Origin of the sequence: Paenibacillus sp. FSL K6-2524 (assembly GCF_038005525.1) — a bacterium.
GTDB lineage: Bacteria > Bacillota > Bacilli > Paenibacillales > Paenibacillaceae > Fontibacillus > Fontibacillus anaericanus.
This window is the reverse complement of the sequence record NZ_JBBOSP010000001.1, coordinates 874728-890961: the sequence shown is the minus strand read 5'-3', so window position 1 is coordinate 890961 and position 16234 is coordinate 874728. Positions and strand designations below refer to the sequence as shown.

The window sequence follows — 16234 nt, the reverse complement described above, 5'->3', positions numbered from 1 at the left end:
AGATCGTCAAGGAAGATCCATTTGAGATGTTATTCCTGCTGAATTGCCAAATTCCAACACTCTTTCAGGAAGGTCCTACTCCCCTTCCGATCTAGTCCATTTCCGCCATAATAAAGGGATTCCCAGACGGTTACAAAGCGTTCCAATGCTTCTCCTCTTTCACTATTTTCCCGAATGATGGATTGGGCATATTCCCTTGCAGTTATCATAAGTGGCTTTGGTCCATGGATCAAATACACTTCTCGCCATACTCGTTCCGCTGCGTATAGCAGCTCCATTCGATTGGGAAAGCGACGATAAGGCTTGATTACCAGCAACCATAAGAACACGATATTTTTGCGGAACATCATCTCCCTACGCATGAGTGAAACAAACCCAACTCCTAATACTATTGTAATCCCAGTTACCCCATATTTATGTAGCCACATCTGAAGTTTTGGGACAAACTCACTTATCCCATGATATATAGTCAATCCAATGTTTCTTATAAACGGAACCAGAGTCGATAACCAGGTGGTCTTTCCGTCATTATACGATGTATCAGACTCAGTAGGATCGTTATTATACCCAGGTGTAGGATCAAATGGCACCCACCCTTTCTCGGGAAAATACACCTCAACCCATGCATGCGCATCCGCATAACTTACATTGTATTGATGGTTATTCTGCTCACTCGGTTCGCCTGGAGAGAATCCTTTTACCCACCGGCTCGGGATGCCTGCACTCCTCAGTAGTACAGCCATGGCAGTGGAGAAATGATCACAGTATCCAATACGATCTTCGAAGAGAAATTGATCTACGAAGTCATTGCCCTGCGGCGGTACCTGGGAAGTGAGGTTGTAGGTATAATGAGTCTTCAAATAGTCCATTACCGCTAGGACAGATTCATAACGGCCCTCTTTATCCTTGACCAAGCTGATACCAAGACTCCGTACCCGTTCTGGTAAAGTTGCAGGAATTTGAAAGTACCTCTGTGAAATTTCATCAGGATCCGCCCCTTGAATATTACGAAGTTCGTCACTTGGAACCGTCTGCAGCTCCACCGTCAGGTCATAACCATGAATGGGTTGTGTAGCTGGGACAGAATCAAGCAAAAAGGCATCCGCTCCATCGTCGAACTGAGGAATTATCTGGGATGATCCAGCCTGAACACTCCCCATATCAATCCCACTTACACTCACCGGGAGCCCGCCCCCCATAAGTACTACCTCACCGCTCATAGGTTCAGCAAATGTAATACTTTGTTGGATTAATTCATTCCCGGTAAGGGAAATACCCCCAGGTAAAGTTGAAGCGGTTCTCTCACCTGGGGCACTCCTCATTGAGGGTGGCTGTGTCCAACCACGTCCGTTGTACATACTCTTACTCTCTCCGCGCCAATAAGTTGAAACGGGAGAGATCGCTGTGAAAAAAGGCTCCTGTCGCAAAGTCAAAGGAGCACCTAATACAGTATCGTCACGACTATAGCCTGATACAGCAGAATTTGAACGTTGCTCCCCGCTTAAAGTCGTGCCACTCCACCCTTCAACAGCTTGGATTGCTTTGTACCACGGAATGTTCGCCATGGGACGAACGGGGATCACTGAACCGAGCAATACAGCACCGAGAACACAACCTATTGCAGTTGCACTCCCAACAATAATCCACGTCCTACGGGCACGAGATGCGGTAGCTGTAAGTTTATTCTCCCCCTCCAGAAAAGGGGTCTCTGCAGGAATCATAAAGACTAAAACTTGTAGAACCAACCCCCAACAGGTCGCGCGGATTAATCCTTCATATACGGGCAACTCCAAAGCCAGATCAAGAGCTAACAAGTATAATAAGGTGGCTGAAAAGAATAACAGAATACTTCCCTTACTTATAGCTAACATCTGCACAGAGACAACCAGCAACGTCCAACCGATCAGTAATAGGAGCGCACGTGATTCCATACTAATTCCATACAATCTTCCTGACTGAAATATCTCAGCTACATCGTTAATCCCAACCTTTAAATAACCAGTAAACCAGGACAACCCCTTCTCTTGCCCGTAGAGGTAAAACATCGTTGCTATAATGAGCAGCGGTGGAAATGATACATGTACAACTACAGGGAGTCGTAAACAACCAATACACAATAAGACCCCCGTTAATACGAAGAAGGTGTTAATAATTATAGTTTCACCTTCTTCTATAAATGAATACAGCGGATAAAGCCATTCACTGAATAACCCAAATAGCAGTAGTGATACTACCATCCGTAGCCCCCACTTCTTCAGGGCACCATATTTATCTCTGCTAGTCTGGACATTTATAAGCGAGCGATCAGGGAATCCTTGCATCTTAGGCTTAGGCGCTAACATAACTTGTCCCTCCTGCCGTCCTAGAATGAGTCCCTCTACTTGGCGAAAGGTACCGAATGACTACGCCTGACTCCCGAAGCCGAGTACTCCACTCATTTACCTCCGTGCTGGCTGCTGCACTATAGACACACCATACTTCAGGTTGAACTCCGCTATACGTAAGCTTCAAAAGGCATTCAGCCAGTTCAGTGGTCATGATCCCAGTGACGACTGTCAGTAATGGATACCCTCCTGATCGATGTAGATTAACCCTCTGAAACATTTCAGAGATTGGTCTTAAGCCTTTACTATCCTGCAGAACGTCAGCTAGCATGTCCAATCCTTCGCTCAGTCCCCGGTTACCTGACAGCTGTAATGGATCTTCCATACCTCCGTGGCAGAAATAAATGTCTCCCTTCTCGGAAGCAACTTCCCTCTTAAGCCAGGCGGCCGCTGCTGATACAGCTAATTCAAACATCCGGTTTGTCCCTTGCAGATTTGACATTTCAGGAGTTCCATTCTCATTCGGAGGCTGGGTGTAAGATCGACTTCTTGTATCGAGAAGTAAGTAGTGCGGTGCTCTTCCTGTTTCATCTGGAATACGGGTCATTAATGTCCCCCGCTTGGCGGAACTCTTCCAATTTATGCGACGTAATGGATCTCCTGCTTCATACTCCCTTAAGCCTCCCCCCACCTGGGAAGAAGCTTTAGGTAAGGATGATATTTCTGCGTCATCATTTCCCTCTTCCATCCCCTCTACCAAGGAGGAGACAAACTTCAAAGAAGAAGGGTGGACAATAAGTACGTCTTGCCCTTCTATGTACAGACTTCTTTTAAACCAACCGAATGCATCTCCCCACGTTACTAATATAGGACCATCCACATAAATTCCACGAGGCAATTCCTTTAGGGAGTATGTACCGGTATATTCCCTTCTAAATCCAGCAAACCATAATAATCCTCTTTGCCCTTCTGAAATGCTCTTGCCACTACGCGAAGAGGATACAGCAAAGTTATCCCTAACTTCTAGCCATAAAGGTGGAAAACCACCTGAGACAGTAATAGATAAAGTAACTTCAACATCATCACCCACCGAGGGGGTGACTGGAGACCATGATCTCGTCACAACAGCTGCTTTGGGTCCACCAAGCTGGACTACTGCTCCTTGAAGAACAACAAAGAACAATGACAGCACTAAGAACAGCGAGGAATTTCCTCCCCGCCATCCATACAATGCCACTAGAAATCCCAAGCAAGCTCCAGCAATTATCCATATCCGAATACTACTTCTCATGAGGTCAATCCTTTGGCTCGACTGAACATCGGAACGGAAGTCTGGTTCAGTAGATCCATAACAACTTTATCCCCACTGGCACCCGACATTCTGGCTTCCGTTCTTGGCACAATCCGATGCGACAGAACAGCTTCCGCTACCGCCTTTACATCATCAGGAATCACATACATGCGTCCTTTGATATAAGCCATAGCCTGAGAGGCCCCCATCCATGCCAACGTTCCGCGCGGACTGATTCCAAGCAAAGTTTGTGGATGATTTCGCGAGACTTGCGCTACTTCAACCAAATACTTCTTGATAACCTCGTCCACAAATACCGACCTAACCTGGCGTTGCATCTGAACCATCTCTTCGGGTAGTAACACCGGTCTCAATTCCTCAACGGGCCGCGACTCTTGCAAACGTCCCAGCATTTCAACCTCCTGATCCGGCCCGGGATACCCAAGTGTAATCCGCATCAAGAAGCGGTCAAGCTGTGCTTCGGGCAATCGGTAGGTTCCCTCATACTCCAACGGATTCTGTGTCGCCAGTAATAGAAAAGGTTTAGGTAAAGTATGTGTTTCACCATCAACAGTGACTTTACGCTCTTCCATAGCTTCTAGTAGCGCCGACTGCGTTCGTGGAGCAGCACGGTTAATCTCGTCTGCTAGAACGATATTAGATATAATTGGTCCCGGTCGGAATTGAAATTGTCCATTATGATTATGGTACACCGTTACTCCTGTCACATCGGAAGGCATTAAGTCAGAAGTAAATTGAATCCGTCCAAACGTCCCCCCAAGACATGCAGCTAACGTGCGAACTAGTAGTGTTTTCCCCACACCAGGTACATCTTCCAATAATATATGACCACCATAAAGCATCGCTACGACGGCGAGCTCTATTTCTTTCCTCTTTCCTACGATCACAGTATCCACTCTATTTACGAGTCGCTCTAGTAAATCACAAGCTTGATCGTGATTCATTTCATTTCCCCTCCATCTCCGCGTACTAATCTATTAATAGTTTCGCCAGAAGCTATCGAAAATAGACGTACAAGAGAGAGGATTTTTTCGGGAAACATTTCTCTTACAATGCTTGAACTCGGTTCTCCTCCACACCAGAAATCACGGAGATTACATCATGACCCGTCGTCTCCAGTAGGGTCCGTAGTGGTAACCATAACGAGCCATTCTTCACTTCAATCGTAACCCCATTCTGTTCCAGAGGTTGTCCTTGGACTTCTACGGCGAGTGTGTTCTTCTCTGTATCGAGAGTTACTGTGGCCTTCCCCCAGCTTATTACAGCACTTCGTCCCTTGTGATTCCAGCTTACTTTAGCACCCAGTCGCTCCATCGTCGCACGTAGGGGAACTAGATACTGTCCATTACGAAGTTCATATTCTCCAGACTTAAGTTTCATTTCTACACCACCCGCTTCGACATATAGAGCTTTTGGTGGACCAAATAGAGCTGAATTCGGAACAATATGACTCTCCACCCATGCAACAGAAGGGTTGGTACGTCCTTTAGATTTCACCTTTGAATCAATCGTAAATTGCACAGGTTTCACTTCATCCGTTAAAGCACGAAACTCATACCCCTTATCTTTATAGAAGGCAATAATTTCGGGGAGAGCCTTCACCGTCTCACCATGCCCTGCACCATCATGCATAAGTACGATGACTTTATCTTTCTGTTTAGCTGAAGTAATATTTCGGACAATCTCTGCAGCCGGAACTCCTTTTCGTTTAGAATCTCCCGTATCGAGATCCCAATCGAACACTTTGTAGCCTCCCTGCTCCAAAAGCTTGAAGTATGTGTCATCAAAATGACCATAAGTTCCACCCGGTGCACGCACCAATTGTGGGCGGAAACCCGTAATCTCATTTACTACTTCCTCGGTCTGCTTGATTTGTCTCCAAAATTCAGTAAAATTGTGGTATAACTTATCGTATTCATGGTTGTATGTATGATTACCAAGGGCATGTCCTGCCTCTACAATCCTATTAATAATTTCAGGGGAGCGTTTGGCTTGTGCTCCTAGTACAAAGAAGGTCGATGGAGCTTTCGCTTCTTTCAGAATATCCAGCACCTGATCAGTTAAATCACTAGGTCCATCGTCAAAAGTGAGATATACTACCTTTTTCTTATCCTCTACTTTGGCTAATTCTTGTTTTATTGGCAAAGCTGTTAAAGAGACTCCAACAGAATCCCTTGTACCTGCTGTGTCTACTTTCTTTACTTTGTTCAACACTGCTTGAGACCCTATCCCAGAACGGGCGGTAGCTTCCGGCAAGATCACCTTCTCACTGTGAAACTGGGTAATCACGATCATTACCGCGATCAAGACCGCAGTGATCCGAAGTATCATTAAACCGGAAATCCCTTTTCTGCTCATATCACTTCTACCTCCACCGTTTATACGATTCATTTGGCTTTCTGGTAGATTGTATGAAGATATAGAATGAAATAGACTAGCGTTACGAAGATGATTTGGAGCGTGATTGGATTAATGGAAGTTCTTGAGAGAATAGAAGCATTATTTAATGATTACGGATATTGGGTTGTTTTCGTAGGTTTATTACTTGAATTCATTGCACTCCCTTTTCCAGGCGAGACATCAATGGCTTACGCGGGGTTTCTATCCTATAAAGGGGTATTGGACATACAATGGCTCATTCCGCTGTCCTTTTTGGGTACTACACTTGGTATGACCATCACCTATTGGATTGGACGGAAGGTAGGTCTTCCCTTCATCACTAAATACGGCAAATGGGTATTCCTCTCCCCTCAGAAGCTAGATAAAACGAAGTTTTGGTTTGAAAAATACGGCTACTCACTGATCTCCCTCGGTTATTTCATTCCGGGTATTCGTCACTTTACTGGCTATTTCTCCGGTATTATCGTTGTCCCTTTTCGTAAATTTGCGGCATATGCATACAGTGGTGCTTTAATATGGACGATTCTATTCCTTAGTATCGGCAAGGTATTTGGACCAGCATGGACTAAAGTATTCGAACTAGCAATCAAGTATTTATTATTAACATCACTTGCCATTGTAGCGCTTCTCCTTGGCTATATTTTGCTACGCTATCGTAAGGGTATTTATAGCTTCTACCTTAAACGCTTTAAGAAGCCACAAGCTGAACCTTCAAAATCACGGCGAAACTAAAAAAGAAGGAATCAGATTCCTCCTTTTACTGCCTCCAGCACTTCATCTGTATGCCCCTTAACTCTCACACCTCGCCACTCTCTGAGCAGCCTTCCTTCCTCATCAATCAGAAAAGTGGAACGAACAATTCCTTCATATTCTCGTCCATATAACTTCTTGATCTGCCAGACACCGAACATGCGACATACCTCATGATCTACATCAGATAGTAGTGGAAAAGTTAACTCTTTCTTCATAATGAATTTATCATGCGAGGTTACTGTGTCACCGCTAATTCCCAATACCACGGTATTGTGCTCGGCAAATACACTACTCAGATCACGAAAGTCACAAGCTTCCTGCGTACAAGCCGGGGTCATATTTTTGGGATAAAAATAAATGACGACCTTTTGCCCACGGAATTGACTCAGCGAAATCTCTCCCCCTCCACTAGCGGGTAACTTAAATTCTGGTACAGGTTGTCCTATTTGAACTTGAATTTCTGACATGTCATATTCCTCCTCTTGGTTTGTGTAAAATAGAAAATTGATTGTATTTACAAAAGAAATTATAATGTAATGATATAATGCACTACATACTAAAACAAAACTTATCGTTTTTTGGTGAAAGGAACGAACATAATGACGAAACGCACAAAGCGAGCGATCATCTGGTCCGTTGTTGGGGTCTTGATCGCTATAGCCGGGCTCGCGGCTTATTATTTTATCGCCGTTTACAACCAGGTGGATAATTTCCAAAAGGAAGGTGAAAATTCTCCCTTTTATAATGTCCAGCCTCCTGAAGCCCAAATACCAGAGCCCCCTAAATGGGAAGGTACGGAGCGGGTTAACATCCTGCTAATGGGCGTTGATGCCCGTGGTTTGAAGAAAGGTGAGGTCCCTCGTTCGGATACAATGCTAGTTGCTTCTATTGATCCAGTATCCAAAAAAGGATATCTCTTCTCCATTATGCGTGATACTTATACTAAGATACCAGAGTACGGTAAAGATCGCATTAATACAGCGATAACACACGGTCCAAATACAGCGATGCAAGCTGTATCCGACTTACTCGGAATCCCCATCCAGTATTACGTGTACACTGATTTCCAAGGTTTCATCGCTTTGGTTGATGCTGTAGGTGGTGTTGATTTCTACGTTGAGAAAGACATGAAGTATAGTAGTAAAGCAGATAACCATGAATATGATATCGATTTGAAAGAGGGACAACAGCATTTGGATGGAACTACGGCTCTTCAATATGTAAGGTTCCGCCATGATGCCATGTCCGACTTTACACGAACAGAACGACAACGTAATTTCCTTAAAGCTTTTGCTTCAAAAATGAAGTCTACTACAGCTATCATGAGTTTGCCTTCTATACTAGAAAAAGTTAATCCTTACATCGACACCAATCTTTCCGTCAATGACATGTGGAAGCTTGCCACAGTGGGCTATGACAGCCAAATTATCGCCAGTGAGCAAATCCCACCCATGTCACTGCTAATTGAGCAGAATATTGGAGGATCCGATGTGCTTGGCGTCCGTAGTGAAGAGGAATTGAAGACTTATGTACAGGAAGTACTTAATAAGACAACAGAAGTTCCAGAAGATAGCAGCACAAATACAACCAATACCGACACTGGGAATGGTTCAGAAAAGACGATTACTGACACTCCTTCCTCCTCAGAGCCTTAAGCTCTGGGGAGCTTGTTTTGTCCCTCACCCTCATCTCTTTTGAACCTACTATCGAAAGGAAGTTTTAATTCATGAACCGTACCAAATCTGAATATTTATATGAAGAAGCACTCAAACATATTGTCGGTGGTGTCAATAGCCCCTCTCGCTCATTTAAAGCGGTCGGTGGCGGGGCACCTGTTTTTATGAGTAAAGGTCAAGGCGCACATTTCTGGGACGTTGATGGCAATAAATATGTCGACTACTTAGCTGCCTATGGGCCAATCATTACTGGACATGCACATCCGCATATTACACAAGCTATAACTGAAGCGGCTGCAAACGGTACTCTATACGGAACACCTACGGAGCTTGAAATCAAGCTTGCCAAGATGCTGAAGGAAGCTATTCCTTCCATGGACAAGGTGCGTTTCGTCAATTCAGGAACCGAAGCTGTTATGACGACGATTCGTGTGGCCCGTGCTTATACGAAACGTAATAAAATCATCAAATTTGCGGGTTGTTATCATGGTCATTCGGACCTGGTTTTAGTCGCTGCAGGTTCAGGTCCCTCAACACTTGGGATTCCAGATAGCGCCGGAATTCCAGCAAGTCTAGCGCAGGAGGTTATCACCGTACCATTTAACAATGCGGAAGCACTCCATGCAGCACTTGAGAAATGGGGAAATGACGTGGCAGCCGTCATGGTTGAACCGATCGTTGGTAACTTTGGTATGGTTATGCCCAAAGCAGGATTCCTCGAGGATCTCTGCCGTCTGGCTCGCCAATACGGAGCACTCGTCATTTATGATGAGGTCATCACCGCTTTCCGTTTCCATTATGGTTCAGCACAAACCTATGAAGGTCTTACTAACCATGAGGCAATCAAACCTGACCTTACTGCACTTGGCAAAATCATTGGTGGCGGCCTGCCGATTGGCGCTTATGGTGGTAGCAAAGAAGTTATGGAGCAGGTTGCTCCACTCGGCCCAACTTATCAAGCGGGTACGATGGCAGGTAATCCGGCTTCCATCTCCGCTGGTATCGCTTGCTTAGAAGTACTGCAGGGCGAAGGCGTATATGAAGAGATGGAACGCCTTACTATAAGATTGACTGATGGTATCGCTGATTCAGCCAGCCGCCATGGGATCCCACTTACGATCAATCGCATCCGCGGCTCTTTCTCCACTCATTTCTGTGATCATCCTGTCACCGATTATGACGAGGCACAAGACACAGACGGTGAAGTGTTTGGCGCATTCTTCCGCAACATGCTGAACCGAGGAGTCAACCTAGCACCATCAAAATATGAAGCCTGGTTCTTAACTACAGCCCATACGGATGAAGATATTGACTTCACGTTGGAAGCTGTTGAGGCATCGTTTAAAGAAATGGCATCTAAATAAGACATTTCAGAATAATATGATATGTACTATAACGAACAAGCCTTACAAGCGGGCGACCACTTGTAAGGCTTGTTTTTCGTATCCATTGATATCACTACATATTCGGATCTCAATTACTTTACGCTATAGGATTGGTTTTCAACCTCAAGCTCAAACCCATAAGAGAAGTACAAATTTTTAGCAACTGAGTTCGGATCATCCACAATTAAATACACAGATTTAATAGACTCATCACTAAATGCTTGCTTTAATGAATTGCTTAACAGCGCTTTACCGTAACCTTTACCACGGAATTGTTTATCAACAGCAAGAATCTCTACGCAGAGGTTGGAACTCCCCTCATCGATTCTTAGCACACCATATCCAACCATAACACCCTGTTCAAAGATGCAGTATGCTTGCCTATTTCTCCCTAGGGAATTAATAATATCCGTACCCGAGACATATGTGCCAGGGAATATGTTATCGTGCAGTTTTATTAATTCATCGCTATTCTCAGCAGAGATTAATTCAATATTCACTTCGATACTTTTAGGTATGTAATTTATACGTTCTAACTTAAGAGAGCACTCATTACCATTGTAATTTGTATTCAATAATTTCATTAGTTCTAAACAATCCGTGTTCCTTTGATCAAAATAAAAATTAAAGCGAGTGGATTCATTTAGGAGTGTTTTTGCAAAATCTAGTATATCTTTTGCTATATCAAGAAAACTAGCATCATCAATAAACGGTCCAACACAATCTGCCGTATGTTTGTCTACATCTACAAAAAAGCCCATAACACCAACTAGCTTATCTGCTTCATAATAACCTACAACAGCATGTTCTTCATCACTTATCATATGTTCGAAATCTTTACAAATAGAATCATATTTCTTACTGCAATACGCTGAGCTACTTTCCGGTTTGCTGTTAAGCTTAAATGCTAAATCGGCACAAGACTTAATTTCTCCTATCTTACATTCTTTTATCATTTGTTTACTCTTCTCCTTCCCTTTAGTTCTCTTCATCAACTGATCTAGATTTCCATAAATATACTACATGCCTACTAGCATAGGTATGACATACATCCCACAACAAAAAGACTGCCGATTCCTTAACAGGATCGGCAGTCTTCCTCACTACGGCTTTATTATTACTTTAAATAGTTCAGGATAAATTGAGCCGCTTCCGCTCTTGTTGCCAAATCATTTGGAGCAAATTGATTTCCAATACGTCCTTTTACCAACCCTAGAGCTACTGCTCTTTGAACGCTATCTTTTGCCCATGAAGCTATTTGCGCCTCATCGCTAAACTCAGTTGAACTATTATGAGGTTCATTACCATGTTCCATTGCATAAGCACGCATTAGAATCATAACGATCTCTTGTCGACTAATGTTAGCATTGGGTTCAAAATGATCAGATGTCCGTCCGCTTACAAGCCCGTATTTGACCATTTTGGCTAAATCCTCTTCGTACCAAGCACCCACAGCTACATCGCTAAACGCTAGTGTTGCTTTGTCTTTCAAGTTCAGTGCATTTGCTACAATCTTGATAAATTCTGCTCTCGTTATAGTACGGTTTGGTTGATATTGTCCCTCTGAAGCACCTTGAATCAAATGCTTCGCAGCCAATATCCGAATGCTATTCGCTGCCCAATGGCTCTCAGGAACATCTTCAAAATTCATTGTGTATTCAAGTAGAACATAAGTACCTAAGGTATCAACCTCTACTTCCATTGAATTAGCAACACGACTACCACCAAGATAAATTAATGAACCATTGTCTGCAATTTTATAAATGCCTAGTAAATCAGCATTCATGGTAGCATCAATTGGCAAACTCAATTTTACAGGCTTCACTAAGTTTGAAATACGGTGTACTGTACCATCTGTCGCTACAATGCTGATATCAAGCTCAACAGCGTTACCTTGAAGTGAAGTATGCGGTCCGCCATTTATAACATCTTCTTCTATCGATTTTTTAGGAGTCACTTTGACCTGAATCTTACCCCCAGCAAGTTGCTCCGTAGTTAATGTATCTCTCAATTGCTGTAACAATTCAGGTGCAATCCCTAGAGTTGCCCCCTCGAATTGAATCGTTAGTTGATTCTCTCCCAGTAGGTTTCCAGTATCAGCTGGAAGTTCCACTTCTATAACTTCAGAACCAATAGAAATAACTACGACTCCGTTATCTGACAATTTTCTTAACTCTCCAGCCGATACCACCACTTTATTCGGGTTAGATGGAACCGGAACTGGTGTTGGTGCAGGTGTCTCAACCGAAGCAGAGCCAGAGCCAGAACCTGTGTCTGTGTCTGAACCAGAGTCAGGAGGTGTTACAGGAACGAATACAACTAGAATCTCCTGTTTGGCATTAACCAAGTTAACATAAGCTTGTTTAATCAGTTCGATCGAAGAGTCTGGTGTTAATGATTTAGCCTCTGTATACGCATTGTGGGCTTTCAAGTCTGCGATAGATTTTGCGGTATACTGGTCATTATTCACCAAAGCATCGATACCGGTTAGAAGCCCTGATAAACGATTCCATTCCGATAAATCAGCTTTTGGGGTTACCGTAAGAGTCATTTCCGTACTCGTTCTTGTAGCAGGTTCGACTCCCTCTTTTCCTTGCAGTACCACACGGAACCCTTTACCGTTATCTTCAGATGTAGCCGTAAATGTATATACTGCTGAAGTCACTGTTTGTGCATTCCACGTTTCCTCATCCTGGGATTTCACTTCCCAAGTGATAGATTCTACATCTCCACTAGTAACAATAAACAGATTTGCCTCTTCACCTTCATTAACGATTTTACTAGCTTCGAGATCAGTCACGAAATCAGGTGCCACCCACTCTGTATCCGCAGGGAGTATGTTCAATGAAATCTCCGACTCACCTGTTAATCCTGTTTCATTAGTGACGACCACTTTGTATTTATAACCATTCATGTTTTCATCAACTACAGGTATTGTATAGCTGGACTCAGTTCCAAGCGAATCACCATAACCGCTACCATCATCCAAGTACCAAGCATAAGTTAATTCTCCTGTACCTGTAACTACAGTTGTAAGATTGGCAGTCGTTCCTGCTCGAAAAGTCCCATCTTCTAATATACTGACTGTTGGGGCATCAGTTGCCTTCTCAACCCACTGCGCTTTAAGTGTCATTCCACCTGTTACTGTATCTTCAGCGAAATTCCACTTTACATTATTGTTATACCAGCCCTCAAGCTCGTATCCATCCTTAACCACACCGGTTGGCTCTTCAATTTTTGCTCCAGCAATTGCCTTGATTACTGCTGGTACTGGCGTCCCTCCATCAGAATCAAATGAAATATTATAACTCTTCACTAGATCTACTTGTTCAGATAAATTTCCTGCATAGTCTTCCATTACAACATGTACATTGCTAGCAGTCGATTTGAAACTCAAGCTCGCTTTTGTTGTGCGTCCACGAAAAATTTTCTCGAAGTTTCCAGAACTATACGTAGTCGCAAATGATCTAGGTTTGCCGTCTTCATAGACATATAGATATCGCCAGTCTCTCGTATTAGGCATAGGCAAATTAAGTGTGTCGCCGTCCCATGACCATGCTTCAGCATAGGGTTCAACGATCTTGTCAATAAAGTTGCCGCTCATGCTTACCGAATTCGTATTGCCTGACGAGATCGTCACGATATAATCATCACCGTTTGCAGGCATTCCTGTGAATGTAGCTGTTCCTGAACCCGCAGGGACCACAACTTCCTCTGATACCGGTACTGGAGTTGTTATTTTGTTCACAGAGCGAACTTGTACTTTGATATCACCGGATGCAGCTTGACCATTACTCCAAGACACAGTGAAATCTCCGTTTTCTTCGGAATTAACACTAATATTTGATACAGCAGCAGTCAGATCAAAGTTTAGCGTTGCTGCATCACCCTCAAGACCGTCAGCACCTACAGGAACTACCTTCAATACTCCTGATTGTGCAGGAAGATTTTTGATATAAAATACTTCGTCATATTTGCCACCAACAAAGATGTCATTTACATATACATTGTATTGCTTCACTTTGGAATAATCCGTATCCATATTCCATTTAATGTTCATCTCATTTGTATCCGTAAAGGCTTCTGTAATACCTAAGCCTGTTGGAGCAGATGGTTTGACAGCAGAACCGTCATATACTCTGATCTGTCCAATATTCATTTGATAGTTTGCAACTTTGTCTTGTCCCGGGTCAAATACTAAGCCAAAAGCAGCTATGGATTTGCCGTCATATTGTCCTAATTCCACTTCTTTTGTTAACCAGCCTGCCGTTTTGTTTCCACTATCTGAGATAGGAAGTTTAACAACCTCAGTCGGATTATCTTCGAAAACTAATCCGATAGACATATTGGATTGATCATCTACAGAAGGTTTATTATAGGAAATCGACAATTTAGAATTTCCGTTAACTTGTAGATCAGTCTTGTACAAACGCAGGAAGTTTTCCGCATCCAATTCTCCATTCACTACAAGTGAGCTACCACCATTAAATCCACCGATTTGCTCATAGTTATAACGGGCAGTGTCCGCAATACTATATTTTGAACCATAATCAAAATCAACGGTAAGCTGTTTACCTGCTGTCTCCTGCCACCACTGCCAAGTTACAGGTATATCTTGTAAACTCATATTTGACCATTCGCTAGTACTAGATTCAGTACCGTTCACATAGTAAGACAAACCATGACCAGTGTTGAAGTTCGTATAAAAGTTTGAGTCTCCCACTACTGATCGTTCCGTAATAACCGAGGCAATCCCTGGCCAGTATCTGTTATCAGCGTATACGTCACTAACCGTGTTTGTAGCGCTCACTGATACATTTGCAGGGTTTACATTCGGTCCAGACCACCACAATTGATCACGCAAGTTAGTCATCCATTGATAATCATTGTCTGATCTGTTACTAATAGGCCAAGATTTATTCATATCCTCATCAAGACCAGCATGAACAAAATCTGCCCCTAATGTAGCAACGCTTAATTGTGGTACTCCATTACTAAGTAATTTGTTGATAGCAGTTCCATTTGCTTGTTTAAATCTGTCTCGCCCCCCTTCAAGTCCTGCGAAACCGATATCATAAATGTTATAGTTTGTTCCATAAGTACTATTCAAATTATTAATGTAGGTTTTTGCGCTGTTAATTTGAGTACTCCCCACACCATAATCAAAGAAAAAGGATTGCGATACTTTCTCACCGGTATTCTTGTCATACAAGAATGAAATATTATTATCATTAAAGGTTCTGGCAAATGTATTGGCGCCATTCGCGATACTTAGTGAATCGTACCATTGTACATATAACCCTGACTTTTGTAGCGCTTTCATAAATGCGATGTAATCTGGGATATCCCCTACCGCAACGTTAGGACTAACTTCCTCTTGGTTGATGAAATATCCATCGTAGCCAAAGTAGTTGGCCATCTCGGCCATTTTTTCCGCTACAGGAAAGTTACCATTCTCATCCTTAACGATCATTTGTTTATACGTTTGTTGTCCACGGTCATTGTTAGAGAAGAAAATTCCCGCTAAAGACAATACACCATTTTTATGAGCTGCGTCCGTATAGGTCGGGTTCGGGATATTCAACATACCGAATTCGAACCATTTCTGCTGCCAATTACTTTGAGCCAAGTCGTCGTAATATTCTGCTGGTGTATAAGCCGTAGCTGTACCATGCCAAGGAGAATAATAATCAACATATTGCCAGAAATTGAAATGATACTGTGCAAATTTATTTGTATAGGCTGCATTCTCGATAAAAGCGTTTCCATAATCGCCCGAGACATTAGTCATTTTCACATCTGGAGATAAATTAGGATTTGCTTGTGTCGCTGTAAATGCATCAATTCGATTTTGTAGAGGTACGTGGGCTCTTAACTTTTCAGCATCCGGATCAGTTTCTGGACTCCATTCCATAATTTGTCCACTGGTGTATCCATGTACATTTGGCTGGTTCTGCCCATGCGCACTTTCTTCCTTAAATGGCCATGTATCACCTGCATACACAGTAAGTGGCAAACCCGAAACCACCAATGTAACTACCAACACTATAGCTGTAAGCCTTGGATATGATTTTCTCATAGTGTGAATATTCAAGTTAAATTCTCCCCTTTAAGTTATAGAATGAATTGCAAATCACCATGAACTTGTACAGGCGTAAGTCCGTCTTCAGATCACCCGTTAACTTGATCCTCCCCTCATACTAAATTCTTCCACTATAACTCAATTTACCTGATGAAAGCCCTTACTTATAGTGGTGAAAATAAAGATTAACTAGACTAACTAAAGATACAAATTTTCAATAAATACATAACTAAATGTTTTTGTTTCAAGAACATTCCATTATCTAACTCATATATCCTAGTGTTAACAAGCAAAAAAACACC

Annotated in this window: 10 protein-coding genes; 3 read left to right on the top strand and 7 right to left on the bottom strand. The window is 42.8% G+C overall.

Annotated features, from left to right (window positions below):
• Positions 1 to 29 precede the first annotated feature (29 nt).
• The 4 genes from NST85_RS03850 to NST85_RS03835 form a co-directional block, all read right to left on the bottom strand.
• Complete coding sequence (locus tag NST85_RS03850) at positions 30 to 2342, bottom strand: DUF4129 domain-containing transglutaminase family protein (RefSeq protein ID WP_341188580.1); 2313 nt, start codon at positions 2340 to 2342, stop codon at positions 30 to 32.
• The gene (locus NST85_RS03845; protein ID WP_341188579.1) at positions 2329 to 3615 is read right to left on the bottom strand and encodes a DUF58 domain-containing protein; all 1287 of its coding nucleotides are present in this window, start codon (positions 3613 to 3615) and stop codon (positions 2329 to 2331) included. Before NST85_RS03845 ends, NST85_RS03850 begins: the two co-directional genes overlap by 14 nt.
• A complete protein-coding gene (locus NST85_RS03840; RefSeq protein ID WP_127193980.1) occupies positions 3612 to 4580 on the bottom strand; it encodes an AAA family ATPase in 969 nt (322 codons plus the stop codon). Before NST85_RS03840 ends, NST85_RS03845 begins: the two co-directional genes overlap by 4 nt.
• 103 nt (positions 4581 to 4683) lie before the next feature.
• Positions 4684 to 5994, bottom strand: a complete 1311-nt coding sequence (locus NST85_RS03835) for a polysaccharide deacetylase (protein ID WP_341188578.1) — start codon at positions 5992 to 5994, stop codon at positions 4684 to 4686.
• A 114-nt stretch (positions 5995 to 6108) separates the two neighbouring features.
• Between NST85_RS03835 and NST85_RS03830 the strand changes: the two genes are divergently transcribed.
• Entirely contained in the window at positions 6109 to 6768 is a 660-nt protein-coding gene (locus NST85_RS03830) for a DedA family protein (RefSeq protein WP_341191065.1), read from the top strand.
• Between the two features lie 11 nt (positions 6769 to 6779).
• Here the strand turns inward: NST85_RS03830 and bcp are convergent, their stop codons facing one another.
• On the bottom strand, positions 6780 to 7256 hold the full coding sequence (gene bcp / locus NST85_RS03825; RefSeq protein WP_341188577.1) for a thioredoxin-dependent thiol peroxidase: 477 nt from the start codon (positions 7254 to 7256) through the stop codon (positions 6780 to 6782).
• A gap of 132 nt (positions 7257 to 7388) precedes the next feature.
• Here bcp and NST85_RS03820 point away from each other — a divergent pair, with 132 nt between their 5' ends.
• Both NST85_RS03820 and NST85_RS03815 read left to right on the top strand, forming a co-directional pair.
• The gene (locus tag NST85_RS03820; protein ID WP_341188576.1) at positions 7389 to 8444 is read left to right on the top strand and encodes an LCP family protein; all 1056 of its coding nucleotides are present in this window, start codon (positions 7389 to 7391) and stop codon (positions 8442 to 8444) included.
• Positions 8445 to 8515: 71 nt separating this feature from the next.
• Entirely contained in the window at positions 8516 to 9829 is a 1314-nt protein-coding gene (locus NST85_RS03815; protein ID WP_341188575.1) for a glutamate-1-semialdehyde 2,1-aminomutase, read from the top strand.
• A gap of 113 nt (positions 9830 to 9942) precedes the next feature.
• Here the strand turns inward: NST85_RS03815 and NST85_RS03810 are convergent, their stop codons facing one another.
• Together NST85_RS03810 and NST85_RS03805 are read right to left on the bottom strand one after the other, a co-directional pair.
• Entirely contained in the window at positions 9943 to 10842 is a 900-nt protein-coding gene (locus NST85_RS03810; RefSeq protein ID WP_341188574.1) for a GNAT family N-acetyltransferase, read from the bottom strand.
• 125 nt (positions 10843 to 10967) lie between these two features.
• Positions 10968 to 15896 carry an endo-beta-N-acetylglucosaminidase gene (locus tag NST85_RS03805; RefSeq protein WP_341188573.1) on the bottom strand — a complete coding sequence of 1643 codons (4929 nt, stop codon included), beginning with the start codon at positions 15894 to 15896 and terminating at the stop codon, positions 10968 to 10970.
• Positions 15897 to 16234: the final 338 nt, after the last annotated feature.